This window comes from Chitinimonas naiadis, from assembly GCF_054780835.1.
On the sequence record NZ_BAAGVO010000004.1, the window covers coordinates 219,492 to 244,265 of the forward strand.

Sequence of the window (24,774 nt, forward strand, 5' to 3'; positions counted from 1 at the left end):
TCGCGCAGCTTTGGCGACGTCTTACCGTCGCCCTTCCTACCCTCACAAGGAACAACATGAAGAGCTTGATGTTTTCGCTTGCGCTGGCTGGCGCAAGCTTGATGTCGCACGCCACCACGACGGCCGATCCCTACCAGTGGCTGGAAGATGTTGGCGGGCAGAAATCGCTGGACTGGGTCAAGGCACAAAATGCCACCAGCCGCGCCATGCTGGAGAAGCAACCCGGGTTCGACGGGCTGCGTACCGAGGTGCTGGACATACTGAATTCGAAGGCCCGCATTCCCTATGTCAACAAGATGGGGGCTTACTACTACAACTTCTGGCGAGATGGCGAACACCAGCGCGGGGTATGGCGCCGGACCAGCCTCGACAGTTTCAAGACCGCAGAGCCGCAATGGGAAACCGTGCTGGACCTGGATGCGCTGGCCAAGACCGAAGGCGAGAACTGGGTGTTCAAGGGCGCCGAATGCCGCTACCCCAGCTACGACCGTTGCCTGCTGGAACTGTCCCGCGGCGGTGCCGATGCCGTCGTCGTGCGTGAGTTCGATATCGCCAGCAAGTCCTTCCTCAAGGATGGCTTTACACTGAGCGAAGCCAAGACCGAAGTGAGCTGGCAGGGCAAGGACGCCATCTTCGTCGCCACCGATTTCGGCGCCGGTTCGCAAACCGATTCCGGCTACGCCCGTATCGTCAAACTGTGGCAACGCGGTACGCCGCTCACTGCCGCCAAGACCATCTACGAAGGCAAGCAGAGCGATATTTCGGTATCGGCCGCAGTCTCCGAGCGCCCTGGTTTCCGACGTGAGATCGTCCGTCGTGGCGTGACCTTCTATACCAATGAGACCTATCTGATTGAAGGCGACAAGTTGAACCGGATCGCCGTGCCGGAAGACGCCGACGTCAACTTCTTCGGCCCTCAGCTATTGGTCACCCTACGCAAGCCTTGGGAAACCGGCGGCAAGACGTGGCCAGAGGGCAGCCTGATTGCGATCGATTTCGAGGCCTTCCAGGCAGGCAAGCGGGACTTCACCGTCTTGTTCGCACCGACCGCCACGACGGCCATGGAGCGCGGCGGCATTACCGCCACCAAGAACTACCTGGTGCTGAGCGTGCTGGATAACGTCAAGGGCCGGATTATCGAGTGGCGCTTCGACCAGGGTAGCTGGACCCGTCGTGACGCGGTTACGCCCGCCTTTGGCAGCCTCGGTGTCAGCGGTGTCGATGCTGATGAGTCGGACGACTACTTCCTGTCGCACGTCGACTTCCTGACCCCCGACTCGCTATACCTGGGCCAGGCCGGTAGTGACAATCGCACCCTGCTCAAGCAGCGCCCTGCCTTTTTTGACGCCAGCGGATTTGATATTGCCCAACGGGAATCCATCTCCAAGGACGGCACCAAGGTGCCCTATTTCATCATCACGCCCAAGGGCCTCAAGCTGGATGGCATGAACCCTACCCTGCTCTATGGCTACGGTGGCTTCCAGGTCAGCATGACGCCCCGCTACTCCCCGGGTGTGGGCAAGGCCTGGCTGGAAAAGGGTGGCGTCTATGTGATCGCCAACATCCGCGGTGGCGGTGAGTTTGGCCCGCGCTGGCACCAGGCTGCATTGAAGGAGAACCGTCAGAAGGCTTATGACGACTTTATCTCGGTGGCCGAAGACCTGATCAAGCGCAAGGTCACCCGCCCCAAGCAGTTGGGCATCATGGGTGGCAGCAACGGTGGCCTGCTGATGGGCGTGATGATGACGGAGCGGCCGGATCTGTTTGGCGCCGTGGTCTGCCAGGTGCCGCTGCTGGACATGCAGCGCTACAACAAGCTGCTGGCCGGTGCATCCTGGGTTGGTGAATACGGTAACCCGGATGATCCCAAGGAATGGGCCTTCATCCGCAAGTACTCGCCTTACCAGAACGTGAAGAAGGGTGTGCACTATCCGAACATCCTGTTCACCACCTCCACCCGTGATGATCGCGTCCATCCGGGCCATGCGCGCAAGATGATGGCCAAGATGCAGGGTGAAGGCGTCAAGAATGTCTGGTACTACGAGAATATCGAAGGCGGCCACGCTGGTGCTGCCGACAACCGGCAAAAGGCCGACATGACGGCACTCGAGTACAGCTTCCTCTGGAAGATGCTCAAGCCGGGCAAGTCCTGATGCTGCGTTACTGATGAACAACAATGCCTGCTTTTGCGGGCATTGTTGTTTTTTACGAAGTGGTAGCAAGTTGCAATGGTGAGTGAACGGAAGTGCCGCCAAGCGCCGCCGGAACCCGCTTCAGGCGATGTCGGCCTAACATGAGAAATCACCAATTAAGACAATGACATATAAGCACATTGTCATGCAGCTATATGCCTCACCGGTTTGGTGCATAATCCGCCGGATATTTTTATCTGGCCCCGCCACCGGGAAATTCCGGGATAGCGCAGCCAGCATCAAACCCGCCTTTTATCCAGAGGCGTGGCGATGATTTAGGGCACATATCTTGAAACGATTGCTTGACCTGTTAACGCCGCAAACGGCACGAACCAAGATCCTGTGGGTCTTTCTGGCAATCAACCTGCTGGCGACAGCGGCTTATACCCTCTACGTCTGGGATCTGAAGTCGACCAGTGTGCGCGAGGCCATCGATGCCCGGCTGATTGCCGGCGTCAGCGCCGCACCGAAAATGGTGGGCCAGGACTACCTGCAGGCCGCTACCCATTCCGACGCCATTGATCCCGCCCGCTACCTCGCCCTGGTCCGTCTGTTGAACGACTATTGCCAGCGTACCGGCGTGCGTTATGTGTACATGTTTGCGGAAGTTGACGGCAAGCTGGTCTATCTGGCGGATACCGCCGACGAAAAAGAAATCAAGGTCAACAACTACGGCCACTATTACCAGCTTTACGAGATCGCTCCGCACCCCGCCATCCTGGACACTTTGCATAACGGCCGGACCAATATCGCCGAGTATCGCGACCGGTTTGGCTATTTCCGCTCGGTGTTCCAGGCCATCAGCCGGCCAGATGGTAGCCGGGTGGTGGTGGGGGCCGATGTCGATATTAGCTATGTACAGGCCGAACTGAACAAGGCGCTGCAGCAGTCCCTGGGTATCGGTCTGGTGATCTTCCTGATCGGCGTTGCTGGCTCTTTCTGGCTGGCCCGTATGCTATCGGCACCGCTGACCCGGCTGGCGCAGGCGGTAGACCTGGTCGCACAGGGTGACTACCAAACCCGCGTCAATGTGCAGGGCAAGGATGAACTGGCCAAGCTGGCGATGGCTATCAATGCAATGAGCCAAGCTATTGATGAACGCGACAGCGAGAAGAACCACCTGCTGGCCGAGCTGGAACGCAACGAAGCCGTGCTCGAAGCAAGGGTGCGAGAGCGGACACAGGAGCTGGCAGAGGCGAACCGTGCTTTGCTCGCCCATGAGATCGAACTGGAAAATGCCCGGGCTCAGGCCGAGCAGGCGTCGCAGATGAAGTCTTTGTTCCTGGCCAATATGAGCCATGAGATCCGCACCCCGATGAATGCCATCATCGGTATGTCACATCTGGCAATGCTGACGGAACTCAATGCCAAGCAGCGCGACTATGTCGAAAAGATCCAGCGCTCGGGCAAGCATCTCCTGGGCATCATCAACGACATCCTGGACTTCTCCAAGGTTGAGGCTGGCAAGCTGAGCCTGGAGCGAGCCGAGTTTCCGTTGCAAAGCGTGCTCGACAATATTGCCAGCCTGGTAGCCGAGCCTTGCGCCAGCAAAGGCCTGCGCCTGAGTTTCGAGGTCGACCCGGCCCTCCCGGCCCACTTGCTGGGGGACCCGATGCGCCTGGGGCAGATATTGATCAACTTTGCCAACAACGCGGTCAAGTTCACCGAATCGGGCGGCATTCACGTACGCGCCAGCTTGCGTGAGCAGTTGGCCGGCGAGGTGCTGGTGCACTTTGAAGTGGTGGACAGCGGCATCGGCATGAGCCCGGAGCAGCAGACACTGTTGTTCCAGTCCTTCCAGCAGGCCGATGCCACGACAACACGCAAGTACGGCGGCACGGGACTGGGCCTTGCCATCTCCAAGGAGCTGGCGGCGCTGATGGGCGGCGAGGTGGGAGTGGAGAGTGCCTTGGGTCAGGGCAGTACCTTCTGGTTCACCGCACGGCTGGGCCTGGGTGCCATGAAGTCCAGGCAGAGCACCCCGTCCGATCGACCCACTGATTTCAGCGGCATCGTGGGCAAGCGTGCCCTGCTGGTCGAGGATAACGAGATCAACCAGGAAATCACCACGCACCTGCTACGGCGTGCCGGCATGGAGGTCAGCATTGCCTGCGACGGCGAGATTGCCCTGCAAATGCTCGCACACGATCGTTACGACATCGTGCTGATGGATATGCAGATGCCGGTCATGGATGGCTTGACCGCCACGCGATTGATCCGCGCCCAGCCTGGACTGGCCAGCTTGCCCATCGTGGCTCTGACAGCCAATGCCATGGCGGGTGATCGTGAGCGCTGTCTTGCCGCTGGCGTCAGTGACCACCTCAGTAAGCCGATCGAGCCGGAGCAGTTGTTCGAGATGCTGGCGCGCTGGGTACCTGCCTACGCCCCGACGGAACTGGCGCGGCAGTAAATACCATCGCGCAAGTTCGCCAGCGATATTCGCCGTGCGTCGGTTTCGGGCATAATTGATGGCTATTTCCCGACTTCCCGCACGGATCAACCTCGTCATGCGCACTGCTGAAATACGCCAGAAATTCCTTAGCTTCTTCGAGAGCAAGGGTCACCAGATCGTTGCTTCCAGCCCGCTGGTGCCGGGTAACGACCCGACCATCATGTTTACCGTGGCGGGCATGGTGCAGTTCAAGGACGTATTCCTCGGTAACGAGAAGCGCGCTTATACCCGAGCCACGACCAGCCAGAAGTGCCTCCGCGCCGGCGGCAAGCACAACGATCTCGAGAATGTGGGCTATACCGCGCGCCATCACACGTTCTTCGAGATGCTGGGCAATTTCAGCTTTGGCGACTATTTCAAGCGCGATGCCATCACTTACGCCTGGGAATTCCTGACCAGCCCGCAGTGGCTCGGTCTGCCCAAGGAAAAGCTGATGGTGACGGTCTACGCCAGCGATGACGAGGCCTTCAAGATCTGGAACGAGGAAGTCGGCGTGCCGGCCGACAAGATCGTGCGTATTGGCGATAACAAGGGCGCCCCTTACGCCAGCGACAACTTCTGGACCATGGGCGACACTGGTCCCTGCGGCCCCTGTACCGAAATCTTCTATGACCACGGTGCCGATATCGCTGGTGGCCCCCCGGGCTCGCCCGATGAGGATGGCGATCGCTACATCGAGATCTGGAACAATGTGTTCATGCAGTTCAACCGGGACGAAACCGGTACCCTGCACCCGCTACCCAAGCCCTCGGTCGATACCGGCATGGGCCTCGAACGCCTGTCGGCCGTCTTGCAGCATGTCCACACCAACTACGAAACCGACATCTTCGTCGAACTCCTGAAGGCAACCGCTCGCGAGACCGGCGTCCCCTACAACCAGGAGACCCCGTCGCTGAAGGTGATTGCCGACCATATCCGTGCCTGTGCTTTCCTGGTTGCCGATGGCGTGCTGCCGTCCAACGAAGGCCGCGGCTACGTGTTGCGCCGTATCGTGCGTCGTGCGGTTCGTCACGGCTACAAGCTGGGCCAGAAAGGCCTGTTCTTCCACAAGCTGGTGCCCGATCTGGCCCGTGTGATGGGCGAAGCCTATCCGCAGCTGGTGGAAGGCGAAGCCCGCATCATGGCGGCGCTGCGCTCGGAAGAAGAGCAGTTCGCCCGTACGCTGGACAACGGCATGGCCTTGCTGGAGAAGTCGCTGGAAGGCGGCAAGAAGCAGCTTGATGGCAAGACGGCATTTGCCCTGCACAGCACCTACGGCTTTCCGATCGACCTGACGGCCGATATCTGCCGCGAACGCGATGTGGAACTGGACACCGCCGGTTATGAGCGCGAACTGGGCGAAGAGCAGGAACGCGGCCGCGCTGCCGGCAAGTTCAATGCTGCCGCCAACGTCGAATACAGCGGTGCTGATACGACCTTCGAGGGCTACGACAAGGCGGGTACCGAAGCCAAGGTGCTGGCACTCTACAAGAACGGTGAAGCAGTGAATGTGCTCTCCGCGGGTGACGAAGGCGTGGTCGTGCTCGACAACACCGCCTTCTATGCCGAAGGTGGCGGCCAGGTCGGCGATACCGGCCAGATCGGCAATGCTGCCGCAGTCTTCGAGGTGACCGACACTCAGAAGGTGAAGGCGGCAGTGTTTGGCCACCAGGGCAAACTCAGCAGCGGCAAGTTGACGGTGGGTGATGCGGTCAAGGCCAGCATTGACACCAGCAAGCGTGCTGCAACCGCCCGTAACCACTCGGCAACCCACCTGCTGCATGCCGCGCTGCGTAGCGTGCTGGGCACCCACGTGCAGCAGAAGGGTTCGCTCGTGAACAGCGAACGCACGCGCTTTGACTTTGCCCACACACAGGCTGTCACGGCCGAGGAAATCTCGCGCATCGAGCATCTGGTCAATCGCGAGATCTTTGCCAATACGGCGGTAACGGCCAGCATCATGAAGCAGGACGAGGCCCTGAAAGCCGGTGCCATGGCCCTGTTTGGCGAGAAGTACGGTGACGAAGTCCGCGTCCTGAAGATGGGTGAGTTCTCGACCGAACTTTGCGGTGGTACGCATGTGCAGCGCACCGGCGACATCGGCTTCTTCAAGATTGTTGCCGAAGGTGGCGTTGCTGCCGGCATCCGTCGGGTCGAGGCAGTGACCGGCGAAGGCGCGCTGAGTTATGTGCAAGGGCTGGAGCATGAGCTGAAGACCGCGACGCATCTGGTGCAGGCCCAGCCGGGTGACCTGGTCGGCAAGCTGGAAAAGCTGCATGCCGAGCAGAAGGCACTGGAGAAGGAGCTGGCCAAGCTCAGGGGTAAGCTGGCCGCCAGTGCCGGTGACAGCTTGAGTGACCAGGCCGTCGATATTGCGGGTACCAAGGTGCTTGCCGCGACCGTGGAAGGCGCTGATGCCAATGCCTTGCGCGAGATGCTGGACAAGCTCAAGGACAAGCTGGGCAACGCCGCCATCGTGTTGGCCTCGGTCAACGATGGCAAGGTGGCGCTCGCTGCCGGCGTGACAGCGAATCTGGTCGGCAAGGTAAAGGCCGGTGAACTCGTCAACTTTGTTGCCCAGCAGGTGGGCGGCAAGGGTGGTGGCCGTCCGGACATGGCCATGGCTGGCGGCACGGACCCTTCGGGCCTGCCAGCGGCGCTGGCAGGTGTTGCGGACTGGGTGAAGGGCAAGCTGTAAACGAGAAAAGCCGACTGGAAAGTCGGCTTTTTCTTTTATGCGGGCGTGCTTGCTAGAGCCACCCTACCCGCTTGAATTTCCACCAGAGCATGACATCCAGCAACACCATGGCGCCGAGCGCGACCGGGTAGCCAAAGATGAACTTGAGTTCGGGCATGTGCTCGAAATTCATGCCGTAGACGCCGGCGATCATGGTTGGAACCGCAAACAGGGCGGCATAGGCAGCAAGCTTCTTGCTCACGGCCGATTCATCCAGCGAGATCATGGCCAGGCTGACCTGGATGGCGGCGCTGAGCATTTCACGCACGGACTCGACCGATTTGACGATACGCTCCAGATGGTCATAGACGTCACGGTAGTATTCCTGCATGCCCACGCATACGCCGGGAACGCGCCCACCGTAGAGATGGGCGATCGCCTCGAGTAGTGGCACGGCAGCGTGGCTGACGGTAACCAGCTTGCGCTTGAGGTCGTACAACTCCTCGATATTGAGGCGGGCGTTGTTGTTGGCGGAGAACAGGCGTTCCTCTATCCCTTCCAGCTCGCCCTCCAGGCGATGGATGATCTCGAAGTAGCGATCCACCACGGCGTCCATCAGCGCATACAGGACGAAGCCTGAGCCATGCTGCAGCAGATGTGGCTCGGCCTCGCAACGGGCGCGTACGTTCAGGAAACCGATACGGGAGTGATTGCGTACCGACAGGACAAAGTTGCTGCCGACGAAGATTGCAATCTCGCCCACCTCCAGCTCTCCGGCCTCGTCCATGTCCAGCGCATGCAGGACACAGAACAGCATGTTGCCGTACTCCTCCACCTTGGGGCGCTGGTGGCCCTTGCGGGCATCCTCCACCGCCAGCTCATGCAGGCCGAACTCCTGCTGCATTTCATTGAGCTCTTCCGGCGTCGCGTCCTTGAGGGCGACCCAGACAAAGCAATCGGGATGGCTGACGTAATCGCTGATCGCCTCTACGGGCAGGTCGGTGATCTTCTTGCCCGCCTGATACGCGGCGCAGTTAATCAACATGGTCAGTCTCCATTATTTTCATTGGGCCAGGCATGGTCGGTCCGGCCATGCTCGCCGTTGTCTCGTGTCGCAATGTAGTGCAGTAAAGCACCCTACCTGGGCGCCAGGCGGGTAATATCTTCGAAACCAAGCCAGTCCTGCAACACAGGGCGGTAAAGACCGGGACAAATGCCATGAATTACACCCATATCTTCATGCAGCCCAGCAAGAAGATCGCGCTGGTCGCACACGACAATATGAAGGCCAATCTGCTCGATTGGGCTAAGTACAATCGCGGTTCGCTGGCCAAGCACCAACTGTTTGCTACCGGCACCACGGGTAACCTGCTGGAGCGCGAACTGGGCATCAAGGTCTCGCGCTATCATAGCGGCCCGTTGGGCGGCGACCAGCAGATCGGCGCGGCGATTGCCGAGCAGGACATCGACTTCCTGATCTTCTTCTGGGACCCGCTGGAACCCCAGCCGCACGACCCGGACGTCAAGGCCTTGCTGCGTATGGCCGTGGTCTGGAATATTCCCATGGCCTGCAATCGCGCCTCGGCAGATTTCCTGATTTCCTCTTCGTTGATGGACAAACCCTATGAGCGGCGGGTTCCTGATTACCAGTCGCATCAGACCCGGCCTGTTCCGGTCTGATTCCCCTCTTTCCCTAGGAATCTCCATGCTGCATCAACTCAGCCTTTGCGCCTTACCCCTCCTGCTTGTGACCCAGGTCCTGGCCGCTGATATTGATCAGCTTGCGACCAAGGATGCCAATGCGGGCTTAAAAGAAGCTTTGACCCAGGCTGCCAGCGTCGCCGTGGGGCAACTGGGCAAGGCCGATGGTTTTCTGGGTGACAGCCGGGTGAAGATCCCGCTGCCCGATGGCTTGAAGAAGGCAGAGAAGCTGTTGCGGGGGTTGGGCCTGGGTCCGCAGGCGGAGGAACTGGTGGTGAGCATGAACCGGGCCGCCGAGAGTGCGGTGCAGGAAGCCAGGCCTATTCTGGTTGATTCCGTCAAGAAGATGAGCCTGCAGGACGCCAAGGGCATTCTGACTGGCGGAGATACCGCTGCGACCGAGTACTTCCGCCGCACCACCAGCGAAGCCATCGGTGCCCGTTTCCGGCCTATCGTGCAGAAGGCGACCCAGAAGGTGAAACTGGCGGAGAAGTACAACGCCTATGCCGGCCAGGGTGCCAAGCTGGGGCTGGTCAAGGCGCAGGATGCGAATATCGACGACTACGTCACCCGCAAGGCGCTGGATGGTCTGTACCTGATGATTGCCGAGGAAGAAAAAGCCATTCGCAAGGACCCGCTGGGTCAGGCTAGCAAGCTGCTGCAGAAGGTTTTTGGTGCGCTGTAAGGCGTTAAAAACCAAGCGGACGCTCGTGCAGGACTTGTGTAACTCTGCTACTATACATAAGTCAATACTAAACTAGCACGTGGTCATATTGTTGATCCAAGCCTGTGTCAGGTAGCAATCGCGCCTGGATGCTGCAAGCTAGTGACGTTGTTTTGTTTCAACCGGTTAATTTCATCGTTGCCAATAGTGGCGCGTGACTACGCGCTCCCCGATGACGGAATACCGTATACCTATGCGCTGATTGCGTGCACTGATTTATGACCACTACTACTTCCAAGCAACTTCAGTCAGAAACTCCCGTCGATCGTCGTGAGCGCATCGAGCTCCTGACCGAAGAATTGCATGAGGCACTAACCGAGTTCCAGGCGGAGAAGAGTCAGGTCCAGGCTTCCGCACCACAAGAGCCGGTCTCACGCCAAGGCTAGCCCCTGCGCCTGCTCTGCGGGCAAACCGGGCCAGGATTGGTCAGCGATATATCCTCAGAAGAGGCCACCAATGGTGGCCTCTTTTGCTTGCCATCGATGGGTGTGCACATCTTATTGCCCGGGCTCCGCTCAGGGCTGGTATCAATCCACCCCAGCCTGCCGTCAGGTCCCGTTGGTATCCACATACCGTACAGGATGGGCGAGCCCCAAACCGGACTGCAACCTGGCTGACGGCGTCAGGCATGGGTTGCGCACGTCAAACTGTAAAGGAGGTATCACGAAGCTTTCACATGTGGCTACTAGGATGGCGCGGCGAAAAATAAACAACTCTTTTCCGATCGCAATCATGGAGCCCGCATCAATGACCCATTTCCCCGATGAATCCCGCCGCCGCCTGCTGAAGCTGATGTCCGGTGCGCCCCTGCTGCCTTTGGCCACCTACGGCGGTGCTTCGGCCCTGCTGGCCGCCTGTAGCGGTGGTGACGATGTTGTCGTTGCCCCGGTCCAGCCTTCGATTACCTCGGTCAGTTTTTCGTCCATGGCCGCCCCTGGCCTCGACAATGCCGCCGCGATGGCCACGACCACGGTCAACTCCAGCCTGCTGGCCACCTACAGCGACGGCAGCAAGCAGACTTTCGCACTCAAGTACGAACCTTTCTTCCAGACCGGTGACATGGTCCCCAATGGCAAGGGTGGGACTATCCTGGCCGGCGGTTACTACGATATCAAGGGTCAGCCCATCATCGACAAGTCGGTCGTAGGCAAAGAGCGTCAGTTCTTCTCGGACGCGCCCGATGGTTCCTCGCTCCTGTCCTTGCCGACCACGACCGTTACTGGCATCAAGGGCAAGGCCGTGTTTGCCGTGGTGCAGTTCGAATACACAACCCGTGACCAGAGCCTGGCCTCGACCTATGGCCAACTGCCCTCCCCGATTGCCATCCTGACGCTGGATCAGGACCAGACCACCGGCAAGCTCACCCTGGTGCAGTACCATAATGTCGATACGACTTCGGTAAACGGCCTGTGGATTACCTGTGGCGCCAGCCTCTCGCCCTGGGGTACCCACCTCTCGAGCGAAGAGTACGAGCCAGACGCCAGCACGATTGCCAGCAACACCCAGTTCATCAATTTCAGCAAGAACCTGTACGGCGACGCTACCAAGGCCAATCCCTACCACTACGGCCACATGCCGGAAGTGACGGTGAATCCGGATGGTACGGGCTCAATCAAGAAGCATTACTGCATGGGCCGTATCTCGCACGAGCTGGTGCAGGTCATGCCGGACAAGCGCACCGCGCTGATGGGTGACGACGCAACCAATGGCGGCCTGTTCATGTTCGTTGCGGACAAGGAAACCGATCTCTCTTCCGGTACCTTGTATGTCGCCAAGTGGACGCAGACTTCCGGTACCGGCCCTGGCGCCGGCAACCTGAGCTGGATCAAGCTCGGCAGCGCCACCAGCGCGGAGATCAAGGCCCTGGCCGACACGCTCAAGGCTGCCGACATCATGGACATCAAGACCAGTGATCCGGCCGATGCCAGCTACACCAAGATCCCGTTCTCCGGCAAATTCAACTGGGTGCGCGTCAAGCCTGGCATGGAGAAGGCTGCTGCCTTCCTGGAAACCCATCGCTACGCTGCCCTGATGGGTGGGAGCATGGGCTTCACCAAGATGGAAGGCACGACGGTCAACGCCAAGGACAAGGTTGCTTACTCGGCAATGGCCTCCATCACCAGCAGCATGCTTGATGGCTCGGGTGGCATCAAGGTAGAAGGTCCGACATCCGGCGCTGTGTATGCCCTCAATATGAAGGGTGCGCAGAAGGATCTGGCTGGCAATGCCATCAACAGCGAATGGGTACCGGTCGATATGGCCGCACCCGCCGCACTGATCGGTGAAGACCTGAAAACGGCCGATGTGCTGGGTAACCTGTCCAATCCGGACAAGCTCGCCAACCCGGACAACATTAAGTTCTCGGAGAAGCTGCGCACCCTGTTCATTGGTGAAGACAGTGGTCGCCATGTGAACAACTTCTTGTGGGCCTACAACGTCGATACCAAGGTGTTGTCGCGCATCCTGTCGGTACCATCCGGTGCAGAGTCGACGGGTCTGCACGCAGTGGATGAGATCAACGGCTGGACCTACATCATGAGCAACTTCCAGCACCCGGGTGACTGGGAGTCCCCGCTGCATGACAAGGTCAAGCCCACGCTGGATTCGCTGGTACGGGCCAACTACAAGGATCGTTTCGGTGCTTCTGTCGGTTATCTGACCGGCTTGCCGATCAACGCGGCCAAGTAAGTCCCCTGCGTCTACTGAAGTCTCTGGCCCCCATGCCGTCGCCGGCTGGGGGCCTTTCGTTTGTGTGTTGACCTGCCAAGGCGGGGATATCGGACACTGGCAGCGACGTTGCTATCGCTTCGTACCCGCTTAATGAGGTAGATTTGACAGGTCAAACCCCATAAGCAAGGAACTGATTGTGACAGACACCCTCATCATCGAAGACATCCAGGCTGGCGAAGGCGCCGAAGCGCAGGCGGGCCAGGAAGCCACCGTGCATTACACCGGCTGGCTGACCGATGGCACCAAGTTCGACTCCAGCAAGGATCGCGGCATTCCGTTCTCCTTTCCGCTGGGCGCTGGCCACGTCATCAAAGGCTGGGACCAAGGCGTACAAGGCATGAAGGTTGGCGGCGTACGCAAGCTGACCATCCCACCAGCCATGGGCTATGGTGCCCGCGGTGCCGGTGGCGTAATTCCTCCGAATGCCGTTCTGGTCTTCGAAGTGGAGCTGCTTGGCCTGGAATAAGCCCCCAGCAATGGCGATCTTCGGATCGCCATTGTTTTATGTTCGATTCAATCACCGCCCACAATAACGAGGAGACACCTTATGGCGGAATTGCTCGACGAGTCGGCCCCGATGCCGCTCAACCCCCGTGTCCGCGACCTTCCCTGGCATACCCCCTTGTCGTGGCTGAAGCTGGGCTGGAACGACATGCGCGCCATGCCGCACGGCAGTCTGTTCTATGGCGTGGCTTTTGTGGCGATGGGCTGGGCCATCAAGCTGCTGTTTGCCCATTCTCCCGAAGAAACCATCACGCTCATCACGGCCTTTTTGCTGGCTGGGCCTTTTGCTTGCCTGGGACTGTATGAAATCAGCAAGCTACATGAAACCGTTGAGCGGGTACGCCTGCTGCCAACCTTCACCGCCTTCCGGCACAACATCGGCGGCATAGGTCTGTTTGCTCTGCTGTTGACCTTGCTGGTCGCGGGCTGGATGCGGGTATCGGTCGTGATCTTTGCGCTGTTCTTTACCGAGAACCTGCCCAGCCTCGACCTCATCCTCTCGCCACGTTTCATGACCGAGGAAAACCTGACTTTTTTGGTGATCTGGCTCGGGTCTGGTGCGGCCTTTGCCGGTTTGGCGTTTTCACTATCCGTGGTTTCCATCCCCCTGATGCTTGATCGCGATACCGATACGTTCACCGCGATTTTTGCCAGCGTACGTGTCGTGCTCGCCAATCCGGTCTGCATGGCGGTATGGAGCCTGCTGATCGTCAGCCTGGTGTTGCTGGGGTTTGCAACATGGGGGCTTGGCATCATCGTGACCGCGCCGCTGGTAGGCCATGCCACCTGGCATGCCTATCGAGCTTTGATCGAATAGCGGTTGCGCATCCACGCCTGGGGCAGGGACGGGTCGTTTGTCCCTTCCCCTTGCGTGCAGACAGCCCGCGGGCCTTGCCGGATAATCAGTGTGGACCGCTCTCGGTCGCTCATCGTCATCACTCGCGAATCCACCATGCTCAATATCGTCTTCCTGGACAGGGCCAGCCTGCCTGTCGCTGTCCGTCGCCCTGCCCTGGCTCACCACTGGCTGGAATACGATGCCACGGAGCCGGCAGAGGTGCTTGCACGCTGTCAGGATGCTGACGTGGTAATCAGCAACAAGGTGGTGCTTGATGCCACGACGATTGCCGCACTGCCGAAATTACGTTTCATCGCGGTAGCGGCGACCGGTGTGAACAATATTGATCTGCATGCCGCCAGCGCGCGCGCCATTCTGGTCAGCAATATCCGCGGCTATGCCGACAGTGCCGTGCCCGAGCACGCCATGATGCTGATACTCGCTCTGATGCGCAGCCTGCCGGCCTATCGGCGCGATGTCGCTAGCGGCGCCTGGCAGAACTCGCCCTATTTCTGCCTTTTCGGTGCGCCGATTCGCGATCTGAATGGCCGTACGCTACTGATTATCGGTGCTGGCTCACTAGGGCAACGGACAGCATCGCTGGCCCGGGCGTTTGGCATGCAGGTGCTGTTTGCCGAGCGACGTTCAAGCAAGGAGGTTCGACCGGGCTACGTTGGCTTTGAGACCGGCTTGCAGCAGGCTGATGTGATCAGCCTGCATTGCCCCTTGAATGATGAGACACGAGGACTGATCGGTGCCGCAGAGCTGGCCTTGATGAAGCCGGGCACCGTACTGGTCAACACCGCGCGCGGCGGCATAGTCGATGAAGCGGCCTTGCTTGCTGCCTTGAAGGTGGGCCAGCTGGGTGGTGCAGGGATGGATGTGCTGAAGGAAGAGCCGCCTAAAGCGGATTCTCCGCTACTCAATGCCCAGCTCGACAATTTGATCGTGACGCCGCATGTAGGGTGGGCCAGTCACGAGGCCATGAGCGGCTTGGCATCGCAGCTGATCGACAATATAGAAGCTTGGGCCGCCGGCCAGCCTCGCAACCAGGTGGCGTGATCCTGCCCTTATTTGGCGGATAGCGGCGCCAGACCCGGACAGGCTGGGAGCGCATTCATGCCTGCTGGCATGGGTGGCGCATGCTTGAGGCCGGCCATGAAGGTATCCATCAGCCATTCGGCGCGATCAGCGAGGTTGAACTCGCGATACTCCAGCCATTCATGGATGCAGCCCACCATATAGCTATTAAGGGCATAGGCGCCCAATTGGCAGTCAACATGGGCAGGGATCTGCCCCAAGGCCTGGGCCGAGCGAAGTATCTCGGTCAGTTGTGCCCGGCAATGCTGGCCCCGCTCCTTCTCTGCCGCCAATACATTCTGCACCACATCGTTCAATTCCACCCTGAACATCAGGATCTCGAAGACGCGCATGGTGCGAGGGTCCTCGGAGACCTGGCGCAATATCTTTGCGCCGTCGCGACTGAGGCGGCCTAGCGGGTCGTTATGCGGCTCGGCGACACTGGCATCGAGCATGGCCTGCATGGGCAGGGAAACCCGATCACACATGGCGGAGAACAGATCGGTCTTGTTTTTGAAATGCCAATAGAGCGCGCCACGGGTCAACCCCGCTTCGCGTGCGATATCGTCCAGTGTGGTCTGTGCCACACCCTTGCTGCAAAAAACCCGCTCCGCTGCATCGAGCAATTGTTCGCGGGTTTCTGCTGCCTGTTCCTTGGTTCTGCGTACCATTTTTCGATTTTACGTTGTCCTGGGCAGTGCGGGTTTAATAACCCCTGCGTCAGCAGTGTTTACAAACATACGTGTATGTATCTAAAATTCGCCTCAACGTCAAATCCGGCCGGCGTCGTTTGGGGCAAACGCAGCACCTGTCACATACAAATCACAAACTGGCGATGCATCGCAAGGCTTTCTATGCTTGCAGTCTGCCCGGGTGATACGCATCGATCCTGCCGGGCCACACGCCCCATATTTTTCTGCATCGCGAGGACTTATCCATGCCCGCCTCACGCCTTACCTTGAACCGTACCCATGCCTTGCGCCTGGCTCCGGCCATTATTCTCACCAGTCTGTTGGCCGCCTGTGGCCAGGGACAACAACACGGCGGCGGCGGAATGCCGCCCGCTCAAGTGACGTACGCCACGGTTACGCCTGGCGATGTGCATGTTGATTTTGAATATCCGGGCCAAACCAACGGCTCGCGCGAGGTCGAAATCCGCGCCCGCGTCACCGGCATCATCGACAAGCGCCTGTATGAAGAAGGCAGCCATATCAAGGCAGGCCAGACGCTGTTCCGTATCGATCCGGCCCCCTTTGCTGCTGCAGCAGCTGCCGCGGACGCCAATGTCACCACGGCCGAGGCACGTCTCAAACAGGCCGAGCGGGACTTCAACCGCCTCAAGCCATTGATTGAGGCCAAGGCAGTCAGTCAGCAGGAATTCGACAACGCGGCATCCGCCTATGATGTTGCCAAGGCAGCCTTGAAGGCAGCTCAGGCTCAGGCCAAGACCGCCAATATCGATCTGGGCTACACCGATGTGCGTGCCCCGATCAGCGGTATGGTCGGCCGTGCATTGAAGGTTGAAGGCAGCTTGGCCAACGCCCAAGGCGATAGCCTGCTAGCCACGATGGCACAGACCGATCCGATGGAGGTGAACTTTGCCCTGTCGGAAGCGGACCGTGCCCGTGTCCAGAGCGATGTGGCCGCCGGTACGCTGAAGCTGCCGGAAGGTGGCTACACCGTGAAGCTAAAGACCAGCGCCGGTGAACTGATCAAGGAATCCGGCAAGCTGAACTTCGGTGACTACAAGGCCGATGCCAATACCGGTGCCTACGCCAGCCGTGCCTTGTTCTCCAACGCCAAGGGTGACCTGACGCCGGGTATGTTCGTGCGCGTGATCCTGACCGGTGCGGTGCGGCCGAATAGCATCGCGGTGCCGCAACGTGCGGTGTTGAGCAATGCGGACAGCAAGTTCGTCTACGTCGTCGGCAACAAGGATGGCAAGGCCGTGGCCGTGCCCAAGCCTGTTGTACCCGGTGAATGGGTCAAGCTGGATGGTCAGGATCAGAACGGCTGGGTGATCAAGCAGGGCCTCGTCGCTGGCGACAAGGTCATTGTCGATGGTACCGCACGTATCTTCTTCCCCTTCGCGCCCATCGTGCCGATGACCCCCGAGGAAGCCGCCAAGGCCGCAGCCGCCCCCCAGGGCGCACCGGCCGGCAAGTAAGGAGCATAGCTAGATGTTCTCCCGTTTCTTTATAGACAGGCCGATCTTCGCCTTCGTGATCTCCATTTTCATGGTGCTCGCGGGTCTGGCGGCGATGCGTGCCCTGCCAATCGCGCAGTATCCTGAAATCGCACCACCCGTGGTGACGGTCCGGGCTTTCTATCCCGGCGCCTCGGCAGAAACCATTGCCGAAACAGTCGCGGCTCCGCTGGAGAATGCGATCACCGGCGTGGAAGGCATGATGTATATGTCTTCCACGTCGACCTCGAACGGCGCGGTGGAAATCACGGCCACCTTCGAGATCGGTACCAACCCGGACCAAGCTGCGGTCAATATCAACAACCGGGTCAAGCAGGCGGATGCCCGCCTGCCTGAAGAGGTACGCCGCCAGGGCGTTTCCGTCGAGAAGGGTTCTTCCGCCTTCCTGACAGTGACGGCCTTCTACTCGCCTGATGGCCGGTACACTGACCTGTACACCTCCAACTACATCACCCTCAACGTCCTCGACAACATCAAGAAGATCCCCGGCACGACCAACGTGCAGATCTTTGGTGCCAAGGACTACGCCATGCGCATCTGGATCAGACCGGACCGCATGACGCAACTGAAGGTGACCGTACCGGAAGTGGCTGCCGCACTGGCTGAGCAGAACGCTCAGTTCGCTGCCGGCAAGATTGGCCAGACGCCGAATGGCGGTGGTCAGGAGATGGTCTACACCGTGACCGCCAAGGGTCGTCTGGCAAGCGAAAAGGAGTTCGAGGACATCATCATCCGTTCGAACGCCGATGGCAGCCAGTTGCGCCTGAAGGACATTGCTCGCGTGGAACTCGGTTCCAAGGACAATGACTTCAACGGTACCTACAACGGCAAGCCTGCCGTGCTGATGGGTGTGTTCCTGCAGCCGGGTTCGAATGCGCTGGACGTGGGCGACGCGGTAAAGGCCGAGATCAAGCGGCTGTCCGAGCGCTTCCCGCCGGGCATGACCTATTCGGTCGCCTACGACACCACGCGTTTCGTGAAGGTATCCATCCACGAAGTGGTGAAGACCTTGGGCGAAGCCATGGTCCTGGTGTTCATCGTGGTGTTCCTGTTTTTGCAGAACTGGCGTGCGACGCTGATCCCGACTCTGGCAGTGCCGGTCTCGCTGATCGGTACCTTCGCGGGTCTGCATCTGCTGGGTTACTCGATCAACACCCTGACCTTGTTCGGCATGGTGCTCGCCATCGGTATCGTGGTGGATGATGCGATCGTGGTGCTCGAGAACGTCGAGCGGATCATGCACGAGCAGCATCTGCCGGCCCGTGAAGCTGCCTTGTTGGCCATGAAGGAAGTGACTGGCCCGGTGATCGCCATCGTGCTGGTGCTGTGCGCGGTGTTCGTACCTATCGCCTTCCTGGGCGGCCTGACCGGTGAGCTGTATCGCCAGTTTGCGGTGACGATCTCGATCGCCGTGGTGCTATCCGGTATTGTCGCGCTGACCATGACCCCTGCCCTGTGCGTGCTGATGCTCAAGCGCGAACACAAGCAGACGGCCAAGTTCTTCCTGTGGTTCAACGACTGGTTCCACCGCATGACCGGGCACTACATCAGTGGCGTGACCTTCTTCATGAAGCGTTCGCTGCTGGGTATCTTCCTGTTCCTCGGCATGGTGGCGCTGACGGCAGGCCTGTTCAAGATCACGCCGACCTCGCTGGTGCCGGATGAAGACCAGGGTTACTACATCAGCGCGATCTTCTTGCCGGACGGTGCTTCGTTGCAGCGTACCGACAAGGTCGTCTCCGAGGTTATCAAGGCCATTCAGTCGAACCCTGCCAACGAACACGTGCTTGCCTTCTCGGGCATGGACTTCATCGGTGGTGGCTTCAAGAACAACGCCGCAACGATCTTTGTAACGCAAAAGCACTGGGATGAACGCACGGTCACGACCCAGCAGCTGGTCGGTGAGCTGTTTGGTAAGACCATGGGTATCAAGGAAGCCCTGGTTCTGGCCTTCAACCCGCCAGCCATCTTCGGCCTGGGCAACACCGGTGGTTTCGAGGTGTACCTGCAAAACCGTGGTGAAGGCGGGGCTCGCAAGCTCGCGGAAGCCATGGGACCGCTGGTTGGTGCGTCACATGCCGACCCGGTACTGGCCGGTGGCGGTGGTCTGCAGACCTTGTGGAAGCCGAACGCGCCGCAGCTGTATGTAAACGTGGACCGCGACCGTGCCAAGGCCCTGGGCGTACCGCTGAATGATGCCTTCAACACCTTGGCTGGCACGCTGGGTACCTACTATGTGAACGACTTCAACAAGTATGGTCGTGCCTGGCAGGTGCTGATGAGCGCGGAGGCACCGTTCCGCAAGCGCCCTGAGGATATCGGCAATCTGTACGTGAAGAGCCAGCGTGGCGCCATGGTGCCGCTGTCGGCCTTTGCCAAGGTGGAATACACCGCGGGTCCGGATACGGTTGATCGTTACAACAACCTGCCCGCGGTGAAGCTGCTAGGCAATGCCGGTCCGGGCTACTCGTCCGGCCAGGCCATCACCGCCTTCGAAGGTTTGGCGAAGATGCTGCCCAAGGACGTGGACTACGAGTGGACCGGTTCGGCCTTCCAGGAAAAGAAGGTATCGAGCGCCTCCATCATTGCCCTGGCCTTGGCTGCAGTCATGGTGTTCCTGATCCTGGCGGCACAGTATGAGAAGTGGTCCCTGCCCTTCTCGGTGTTGCTGGCCATGCCGTTCGGCATCTTCGGCGCCCTGCTGGCCGTGAAGCTGCGTGGCTACACCAATGACGTGTACTTCCAGATCGGCCTGGTGACGCTCTTAGGCCTTGCGGCCAAGAACGCCATCCTGATCGTGGAGTTCGCGGTGATGAAGCATCACGAGGGCTACCCGGTCGCGGCTGCCGCCATTGAGGCTGCTCGCCTGCGGTTCCGCCCTATCATCATGACGTCGATGGCCTTCATCCTGGGTGTATTGCCACTGGCTATCAGCCACGGTGCAGGTGCTGGTGCGCGTACATCGGTGGGTACGGGTGTGGTTGGCGGCATGCTGGCGGCGACCTTCCTGGCCATCTTCTTTGTGCCGCTGTTCTACAAGCTGATTACCGCCCTCAAACTGTCGACCACGCCGGAAGAACTGACGCCGCCGAAGTCTGAGAGCGAATATGGCATCGTTGAAGGAGTCCATCACGATGAAAAGTAAGTTGATGAAGCCGACGCTGCTGGTCCTGCTGGTGGCGGCAGGCCTGGCTGGTTGCGCAACGACGCCGCCGCCGACGTTTGAGCTGCCGACCCACCAGGCCGAGACCGCCCCGGCGGAACTGGCCGACTGGTGGAAGCGCTTCGACGACCCGACGCTGACGGCGTTGGTGGAGGAAGCCCTCGCCCACAACTCGGACATCATGACCGCGTTGCAGAGCGTGAATCAGTCCAAGTCGGTATTGACGCAAGCCAAGGTTGCCCTGCTGCCTGACGTGAACGTGGGTCTCAATGCCACACGTCGCAATCCAAGCGACGTGACCAGCCAACCTGGCCAGGGCGGGACCAGCACTGTCTACAATGGCGGCCTGAGCATGTCCTACGAAGTGGACTTGTGGGGACGTGTCTGGAAGGCAAAGGACGCGGCACTGGCCAGCGTGCTGGCCAGCCAGTATGCTCGTGAGACCACGCGAGCAGCCGTTGCCGCCCAAACCGCCAAGAGCTACTTTGCGCTCTTGGCGCTGGATGCCAACGAAGCCTTGCTGACGCAAACCCTGGCGACCCGTAACGAGGCGCTTGGCCTGCAGAAGAAGCGCTATGCGGTGGGTGCCTCGGGAGACTACGAGCTGAAACTGGCTGAAGTGGAACAGGCCAGCGTCGCTGCCGCCCTGCCCCGTACGGTCGCCGCCCGTGAGCAAGCGGAAACCGCTTTGTCCGTGCTGCTCGGACGCACGCCCAAGGAAGTCGTCGAAGGTCGTGTGGTGCGTGGCAATGGTCTGGCACAGCTGGTCAACGCGCCGGAGATTCCGGCCGGTCTGCCAGCGGACTTGCTGACCCGTCGCCCGGATGTACGCCGCGCCGAGGCGCAGCTGGCTGTTGCTGAAGCCAGTCTCGCCGAGACCAAGCGTCGCTACTTCCCGAGCTTCTCGTTGACCGGTTTCCTGGGTGGCGAGAGCACGTCGCTGGGTTCGTTGCTGGATTCACCAGCCAAGACCTGGAACCTGGGTGGCGCCTTGCTGCAACCGCTGGTCGGGCTTGCCAAGGTCGGTGCGCAGGTGGATAGCGCCAAGGCCAGTCGTGACCAGGCTGAGATCGCCTACGCACAGGCAGCTCGCTCCGCCTACGGAGATGCTCGCGCTGCCCTGGCTGGCCACCGTGCTGCCCGGGAAGCCCTGGTGGCGACCCAGGTGCGTGCTGACGGTCAGAACCGGGTCAAGGAACTGACAGAGAAACGTTATCAGGCTGGCGTAAACAGCTATCTCGACCTGCTGAATGCCGAACGTGACCGCCTGGCAGCAGAGCGTGACCGTGTCAGCGCCTTGCAGGAACGTCTTGATGCCCTGGTGACGGTCTACCAGGCGTTGGGTGGTGGCTGGAGCGCGCAGACGCTGGCGCAATCCGAGTAAGCCGGTAGCAAGTGCAGAAAAGGCCGTTTGCCCCATAGAGCAAACGGCCTTTTTACTTTGGTGTCCGGCCTTGGAAGCCCGCCAGCGACGGGGGAGTTAGCGCATGAACCCCATATTGGTCTTGGCAAAAGCACCCAAGCCCGGGAAGACGGCCGGCAAATCCGCCGCCTCCACGCCCAGCCAACTGGCCAGCGTCGCACCGTACTGATGGACCGAGGTGCTTGGCAGCCAGCGCCCCTCGTTGGTGACATCGTCCGGACCGCCCAATAGCAAACTGGGGAAGGTGCCATAGGTGCCGCCCTTGACCGATCCGCCGATGACCAGATGGTGTGCGCCCCAGGCGTGGTCGCTGCCACCGCCCGAAGCCGGCTTCAAGGTACGAGCAAAGTCGGCCTGGGTGAAGGTTGTCACCTGGTTGAGTGCGCCAAGCTGACCCAATGCGTCGTAAAAGGATTTCAGCGCCGGTCCGAGTTGGGCGAACAGACTGGCCTGACGATTGAGCTGATCGGAATGGGTGTCGTAGCCACCATGCGAGACAAAGAATATCTGCCGGCTCGCCCCTAGTGTCTGCCGGGCTGCGATCAGCCGGGCGACCTGGTGCAACTGTTGTGCGACGCTGTTGTTCTGGCCGGCGAACAAGCTGGCAACCGGCGATGTCCCCGTCAGGGTGGACGACAAGGCGGAGCTGGCCGCCACCGCACGGTTCATCGTTCCTGCGGCCGCCTGCACCTGGCCATTCCCGCCATCCATGCCACGTAGTTGGGTCATGGCGGTGTAGAGTGGATTACCCAGAGGGTTGCTGCCAAAACCATTGAGCCCTATCGTACCGTTGGCCGGAATGGCCAATGGCGTCGTATTGTTGCCCACCGCAAAGAGCGCATTGCCACCGGTTGAAATGATCAAGGGCAAGGTGCCGTTGCTGCCTGCCAGATCGGCAATCCGGCCGCCCCAGCCGCTGCGGGTAGGGGCGTTGCTGATGGACGATTGCCATTGCGCCTGTTGATCGGAATGCGAAAAAAGATTCTGCGGGCGATTGGCTGCATTCGCATAGTCAGCCTTGCTCGTTGGGCGATTGAGCGTTCCAACATTGAACTGCAGCGCGAGATGGCCTGCATTCCATATGGGCAGGAGCGGCGCCAGGCTGGGATGCAAGCCGAAATTGACGCCGGGCAGACCAACCAGGCTCGATTGCGCCAGGCTGAGCCCGCCATTGGCGGCGTCACCGCGCGCTTTCTGGTAAGCCGCATAGCCTGCGGCGTCGGTCGGGATGATGGTGTTATTACTGTCGTTGCCGCCAAACAGGAAGATACATACCAGCGCACGATAGTCACTGCCGGCCAAGGGGGCCGCGAGCGCTTCCAGGCGGCTCATCTGTTGCAACATGGCCAGGGCGGCGGTGCTTTTCAGCAGTTGCCTGCGGGTCATTGTCATGGTGGTCACCTCAGCGCTGGATCAGGAATTGCGGTGACGTTACCGCGAGATAGATGGCGGCCCGTGCGCGGCCATAACCATCCGTTGCGGCTACGCTATCCACTGCCTGCTTGATCGTCGCGCGCACGTCGTCGCGCATTGCACCGTGGAACAGCAGCAGGTTGACCCGATCCAGCAGCTTGTTGCTGTCACCCGCCAGCGCGATCCAGGGCGCCCAGTCGATGCGCGTGCCGTAGCTGCCAACGACGGAGCTGTCGGCCGCAATGCCATTCTGGGCCAGCACCGCATTGACGAAATTGGCACGGGCAAAGGCGGTCGTTGCGTCGTAGATGCCGAACGGCGGTCCTTGCAAGCTGCTTGCCGGCAAGGGGTAGTCCGGCGGGTAGTAGTTGAACACCGAGGGCGGGCTGTAGACATCCTGCGCCATGGCTGCGCTCTGCGACCGCAAGTAGACACCATCGGAACTACCGCCGAGGCTGCGCAGCAGGTTGCTGGCAAACAAGGCCGGCTCGCGCAGCTTGCCGTAGGAAGGCTCATCATGCCGGTCTCCTCGGGCTTCGATATCCAGCAAGATGGCCCGCAGCACCGCTTTCATATCACCGCGGACACCCTGGCCGTTGTTGGCGAAGGCGGCGCTGACCCGGGCTATGTAGGCGGGGCTCGGATTGCTGGTCACCAGTTGCTGAATCAGCTGGCGGCCGATGAATGGACCGACATTGGGATGATTGAACAGGCTATCGATCGCATCGTTCAAATCCCGTTCAGGCCCCTGCCCGGCCGGCAACTGGCGACCGTCAAGCAGTATCTTGGCTGCGGCATCATGGTGATCCGCAAATGCCACCATGCGCCCCTCGTAGTTGCGCGGATTGGTCCATTTTGAATTGGCACCGGGTCTGGGCGGATAGGTCCAGCCCGTAAAGGCATGGGCGTATCCCTCGACCACGTCCTGGTCGTAGCTCGGTATCGCTTGCCCCTTGCTGTCCAGTTGCTGGCTACCATCCGGATTGAGCTTCCAGACCCCTATGGAGAAGAGCTGCATGACTTCGCGAGCGTAGTTCTCATTGGGCTCCGTGCCGCGAGCCGGATTGGGCTTGTCGTTATTGACCATGTCCAGGTAGTCGCCCATGGCCGGGTTGAGCGTCACCTCATATAAGACGTCGCGGAAATTGCCGAAGGCGTTGTTCAGCAGGATGTTCTGATAGGCCGCCATGGCATAGGGCTGGCGGATATCGAAGCCGGACGTGACCAGTACCTGCGACAGCGCGAATGCGACCCGCTGCCGCAACTGGTCCTTGCCACTGATCGCATTCTGGAAGAAGCGCTGCTGCAGATAGAACAGGCTGTAATTGTCGCGGAAGCAGGTGCTGGGGGCGCCGGTCGGACAGCCTATGTTCGAGTTGGAATCGAAGAAAACGAAACCTTGGTAGTTGCTGGCGGCTTGCGCGAATTGGCTATCGAGATAGGCCGCGGCACCAAGCTGCTTTAACTCGGCCAGGCTGGTATCCGTCGGGCCGAAACTGGCTTGCTCCAGCAGGCGCAGAGCATCCGGCTCCGTCATGCTCGCACCAGGAGGTGGTACGGGCGGTGGTGTTGTCGGCGTACTGCCACCACTGTCGCCCGAGCCGCCGCCACAAGCGGATAGCGCCAATAGCGCTATCAGCATGCTCGATAGTCCCAGCCCTCGCATCGCCCTGCCCACCTTCCGGTCCTAAT

The 24,774-nt window shown here is 60.1% G+C and carries 17 protein-coding genes; 13 read left to right on the plus strand and 4 right to left on the minus strand.

Annotated features, from left to right (window positions below; translation table 11 throughout):
- Positions 1-56: 56 nt before the first annotated feature.
- The 3 genes from ACYVHK_RS06955 (at position 57) to alaS (ending at position 7,321) form a co-directional block, all read left to right on the plus strand.
- A complete protein-coding gene (locus ACYVHK_RS06955; protein WP_460529013.1) occupies positions 57-2,153 on the plus strand; it encodes a prolyl oligopeptidase family serine peptidase in 2,097 nt (698 codons plus the stop codon).
- 328 nt (positions 2,154-2,481) lie between these two features.
- Positions 2,482-4,602, plus strand: coding sequence for a response regulator (locus ACYVHK_RS06960; RefSeq protein WP_460529015.1), 2,121 nt, complete (start codon positions 2,482-2,484; stop codon positions 4,600-4,602).
- 97 nt (positions 4,603-4,699) lie between these two features.
- The gene (alaS, locus tag ACYVHK_RS06965; protein WP_460529017.1) at positions 4,700-7,321 is read left to right on the plus strand and encodes an alanine--tRNA ligase; all 2,622 of its coding nucleotides are present in this window, start codon (positions 4,700-4,702) and stop codon (positions 7,319-7,321) included.
- A gap of 52 nt (positions 7,322-7,373) precedes the next feature.
- On the opposite strand, the gene corA is transcribed toward alaS, so the two are convergent.
- The gene (gene corA, locus ACYVHK_RS06970) at positions 7,374-8,345 is read right to left on the minus strand and encodes a magnesium and cobalt transport protein CorA (RefSeq protein ID WP_460529019.1); all 972 of its coding nucleotides are present in this window, start codon (positions 8,343-8,345) and stop codon (positions 7,374-7,376) included.
- A 173-nt stretch (positions 8,346-8,518) separates the two neighbouring features.
- On the opposite strand from corA, the gene ACYVHK_RS06975 reads away from it, so the two are divergent.
- The 7 genes from ACYVHK_RS06975 to ACYVHK_RS07005 all read left to right on the plus strand — a co-directional run bounded on the left by ACYVHK_RS06975 (position 8,519) and on the right by ACYVHK_RS07005 (position 14,859).
- Positions 8,519-8,980: a methylglyoxal synthase gene (locus tag ACYVHK_RS06975; protein WP_460529021.1), complete on the plus strand. Its 462-nt coding sequence runs from the start codon at positions 8,519-8,521 to the stop codon at positions 8,978-8,980.
- Between the two features lie 25 nt (positions 8,981-9,005).
- On the plus strand, positions 9,006-9,686 hold the full coding sequence (locus tag ACYVHK_RS06980; RefSeq protein ID WP_460529023.1) for a DUF4197 domain-containing protein: 681 nt from the start codon (positions 9,006-9,008) through the stop codon (positions 9,684-9,686).
- 257 nt (positions 9,687-9,943) lie between these two features.
- On the plus strand, positions 9,944-10,111 hold the full coding sequence (locus ACYVHK_RS06985) for a hypothetical protein (RefSeq protein ID WP_460529025.1): 168 nt from the start codon (positions 9,944-9,946) through the stop codon (positions 10,109-10,111).
- A gap of 361 nt (positions 10,112-10,472) precedes the next feature.
- Complete coding sequence (locus ACYVHK_RS06990; protein ID WP_460529027.1) at positions 10,473-12,413, plus strand: PhoX family protein; 1,941 nt, start codon at positions 10,473-10,475, stop codon at positions 12,411-12,413.
- A 178-nt stretch (positions 12,414-12,591) separates the two neighbouring features.
- Complete coding sequence (locus ACYVHK_RS06995) at positions 12,592-12,921, plus strand: FKBP-type peptidyl-prolyl cis-trans isomerase (RefSeq protein WP_460529029.1); 330 nt, start codon at positions 12,592-12,594, stop codon at positions 12,919-12,921.
- A gap of 81 nt (positions 12,922-13,002) precedes the next feature.
- Complete coding sequence (locus ACYVHK_RS07000) at positions 13,003-13,776, plus strand: DUF2189 domain-containing protein (RefSeq protein ID WP_460529031.1); 774 nt, start codon at positions 13,003-13,005, stop codon at positions 13,774-13,776.
- A gap of 135 nt (positions 13,777-13,911) precedes the next feature.
- Positions 13,912-14,859 carry a D-2-hydroxyacid dehydrogenase gene (locus ACYVHK_RS07005; protein WP_460534030.1) on the plus strand — a complete coding sequence of 316 codons (948 nt, stop codon included), beginning with the start codon at positions 13,912-13,914 and terminating at the stop codon, positions 14,857-14,859.
- Positions 14,860-14,867: 8 nt separating this feature from the next.
- Here ACYVHK_RS07005 and ACYVHK_RS07010 read toward each other — a convergent pair whose 3' ends face one another.
- Entirely contained in the window at positions 14,868-15,548 is a 681-nt protein-coding gene (locus tag ACYVHK_RS07010; protein WP_460529033.1) for a TetR family transcriptional regulator, read from the minus strand.
- A gap of 266 nt (positions 15,549-15,814) precedes the next feature.
- Here ACYVHK_RS07010 and ACYVHK_RS07015 point away from each other — a divergent pair, with 266 nt between their 5' ends.
- The 3 genes from ACYVHK_RS07015 to ACYVHK_RS07025 are packed head-to-tail and all read left to right on the plus strand — an operon-like array spanning position 15,815 to position 21,630.
- A complete protein-coding gene (locus ACYVHK_RS07015; RefSeq protein WP_460529035.1) occupies positions 15,815-17,044 on the plus strand; it encodes an efflux RND transporter periplasmic adaptor subunit in 1,230 nt (409 codons plus the stop codon).
- 13 nt (positions 17,045-17,057) lie between these two features.
- On the plus strand, positions 17,058-20,228 hold the full coding sequence (locus ACYVHK_RS07020) for an efflux RND transporter permease subunit (protein WP_460529037.1): 3,171 nt from the start codon (positions 17,058-17,060) through the stop codon (positions 20,226-20,228).
- Entirely contained in the window at positions 20,218-21,630 is a 1,413-nt protein-coding gene (locus ACYVHK_RS07025) for an outer membrane factor lipoprotein domain-containing protein (protein ID WP_460529039.1), read from the plus strand. The genes ACYVHK_RS07020 and ACYVHK_RS07025 overlap by 11 nt, the downstream gene beginning before the upstream one ends.
- A gap of 96 nt (positions 21,631-21,726) precedes the next feature.
- Here the strand turns inward: ACYVHK_RS07025 and ACYVHK_RS07030 are convergent, their stop codons facing one another.
- Both ACYVHK_RS07030 and ACYVHK_RS07035 read right to left on the minus strand, forming a co-directional pair.
- Positions 21,727-23,061: a DUF1501 domain-containing protein gene (locus ACYVHK_RS07030; RefSeq protein ID WP_460529041.1), complete on the minus strand. Its 1,335-nt coding sequence runs from the start codon at positions 23,059-23,061 to the stop codon at positions 21,727-21,729.
- A gap of 10 nt (positions 23,062-23,071) precedes the next feature.
- Positions 23,072-24,724, minus strand: coding sequence for a DUF1800 domain-containing protein (locus ACYVHK_RS07035; protein WP_460529043.1), 1,653 nt, complete (start codon positions 24,722-24,724; stop codon positions 23,072-23,074).
- Positions 24,725-24,774: the final 50 nt, after the last annotated feature.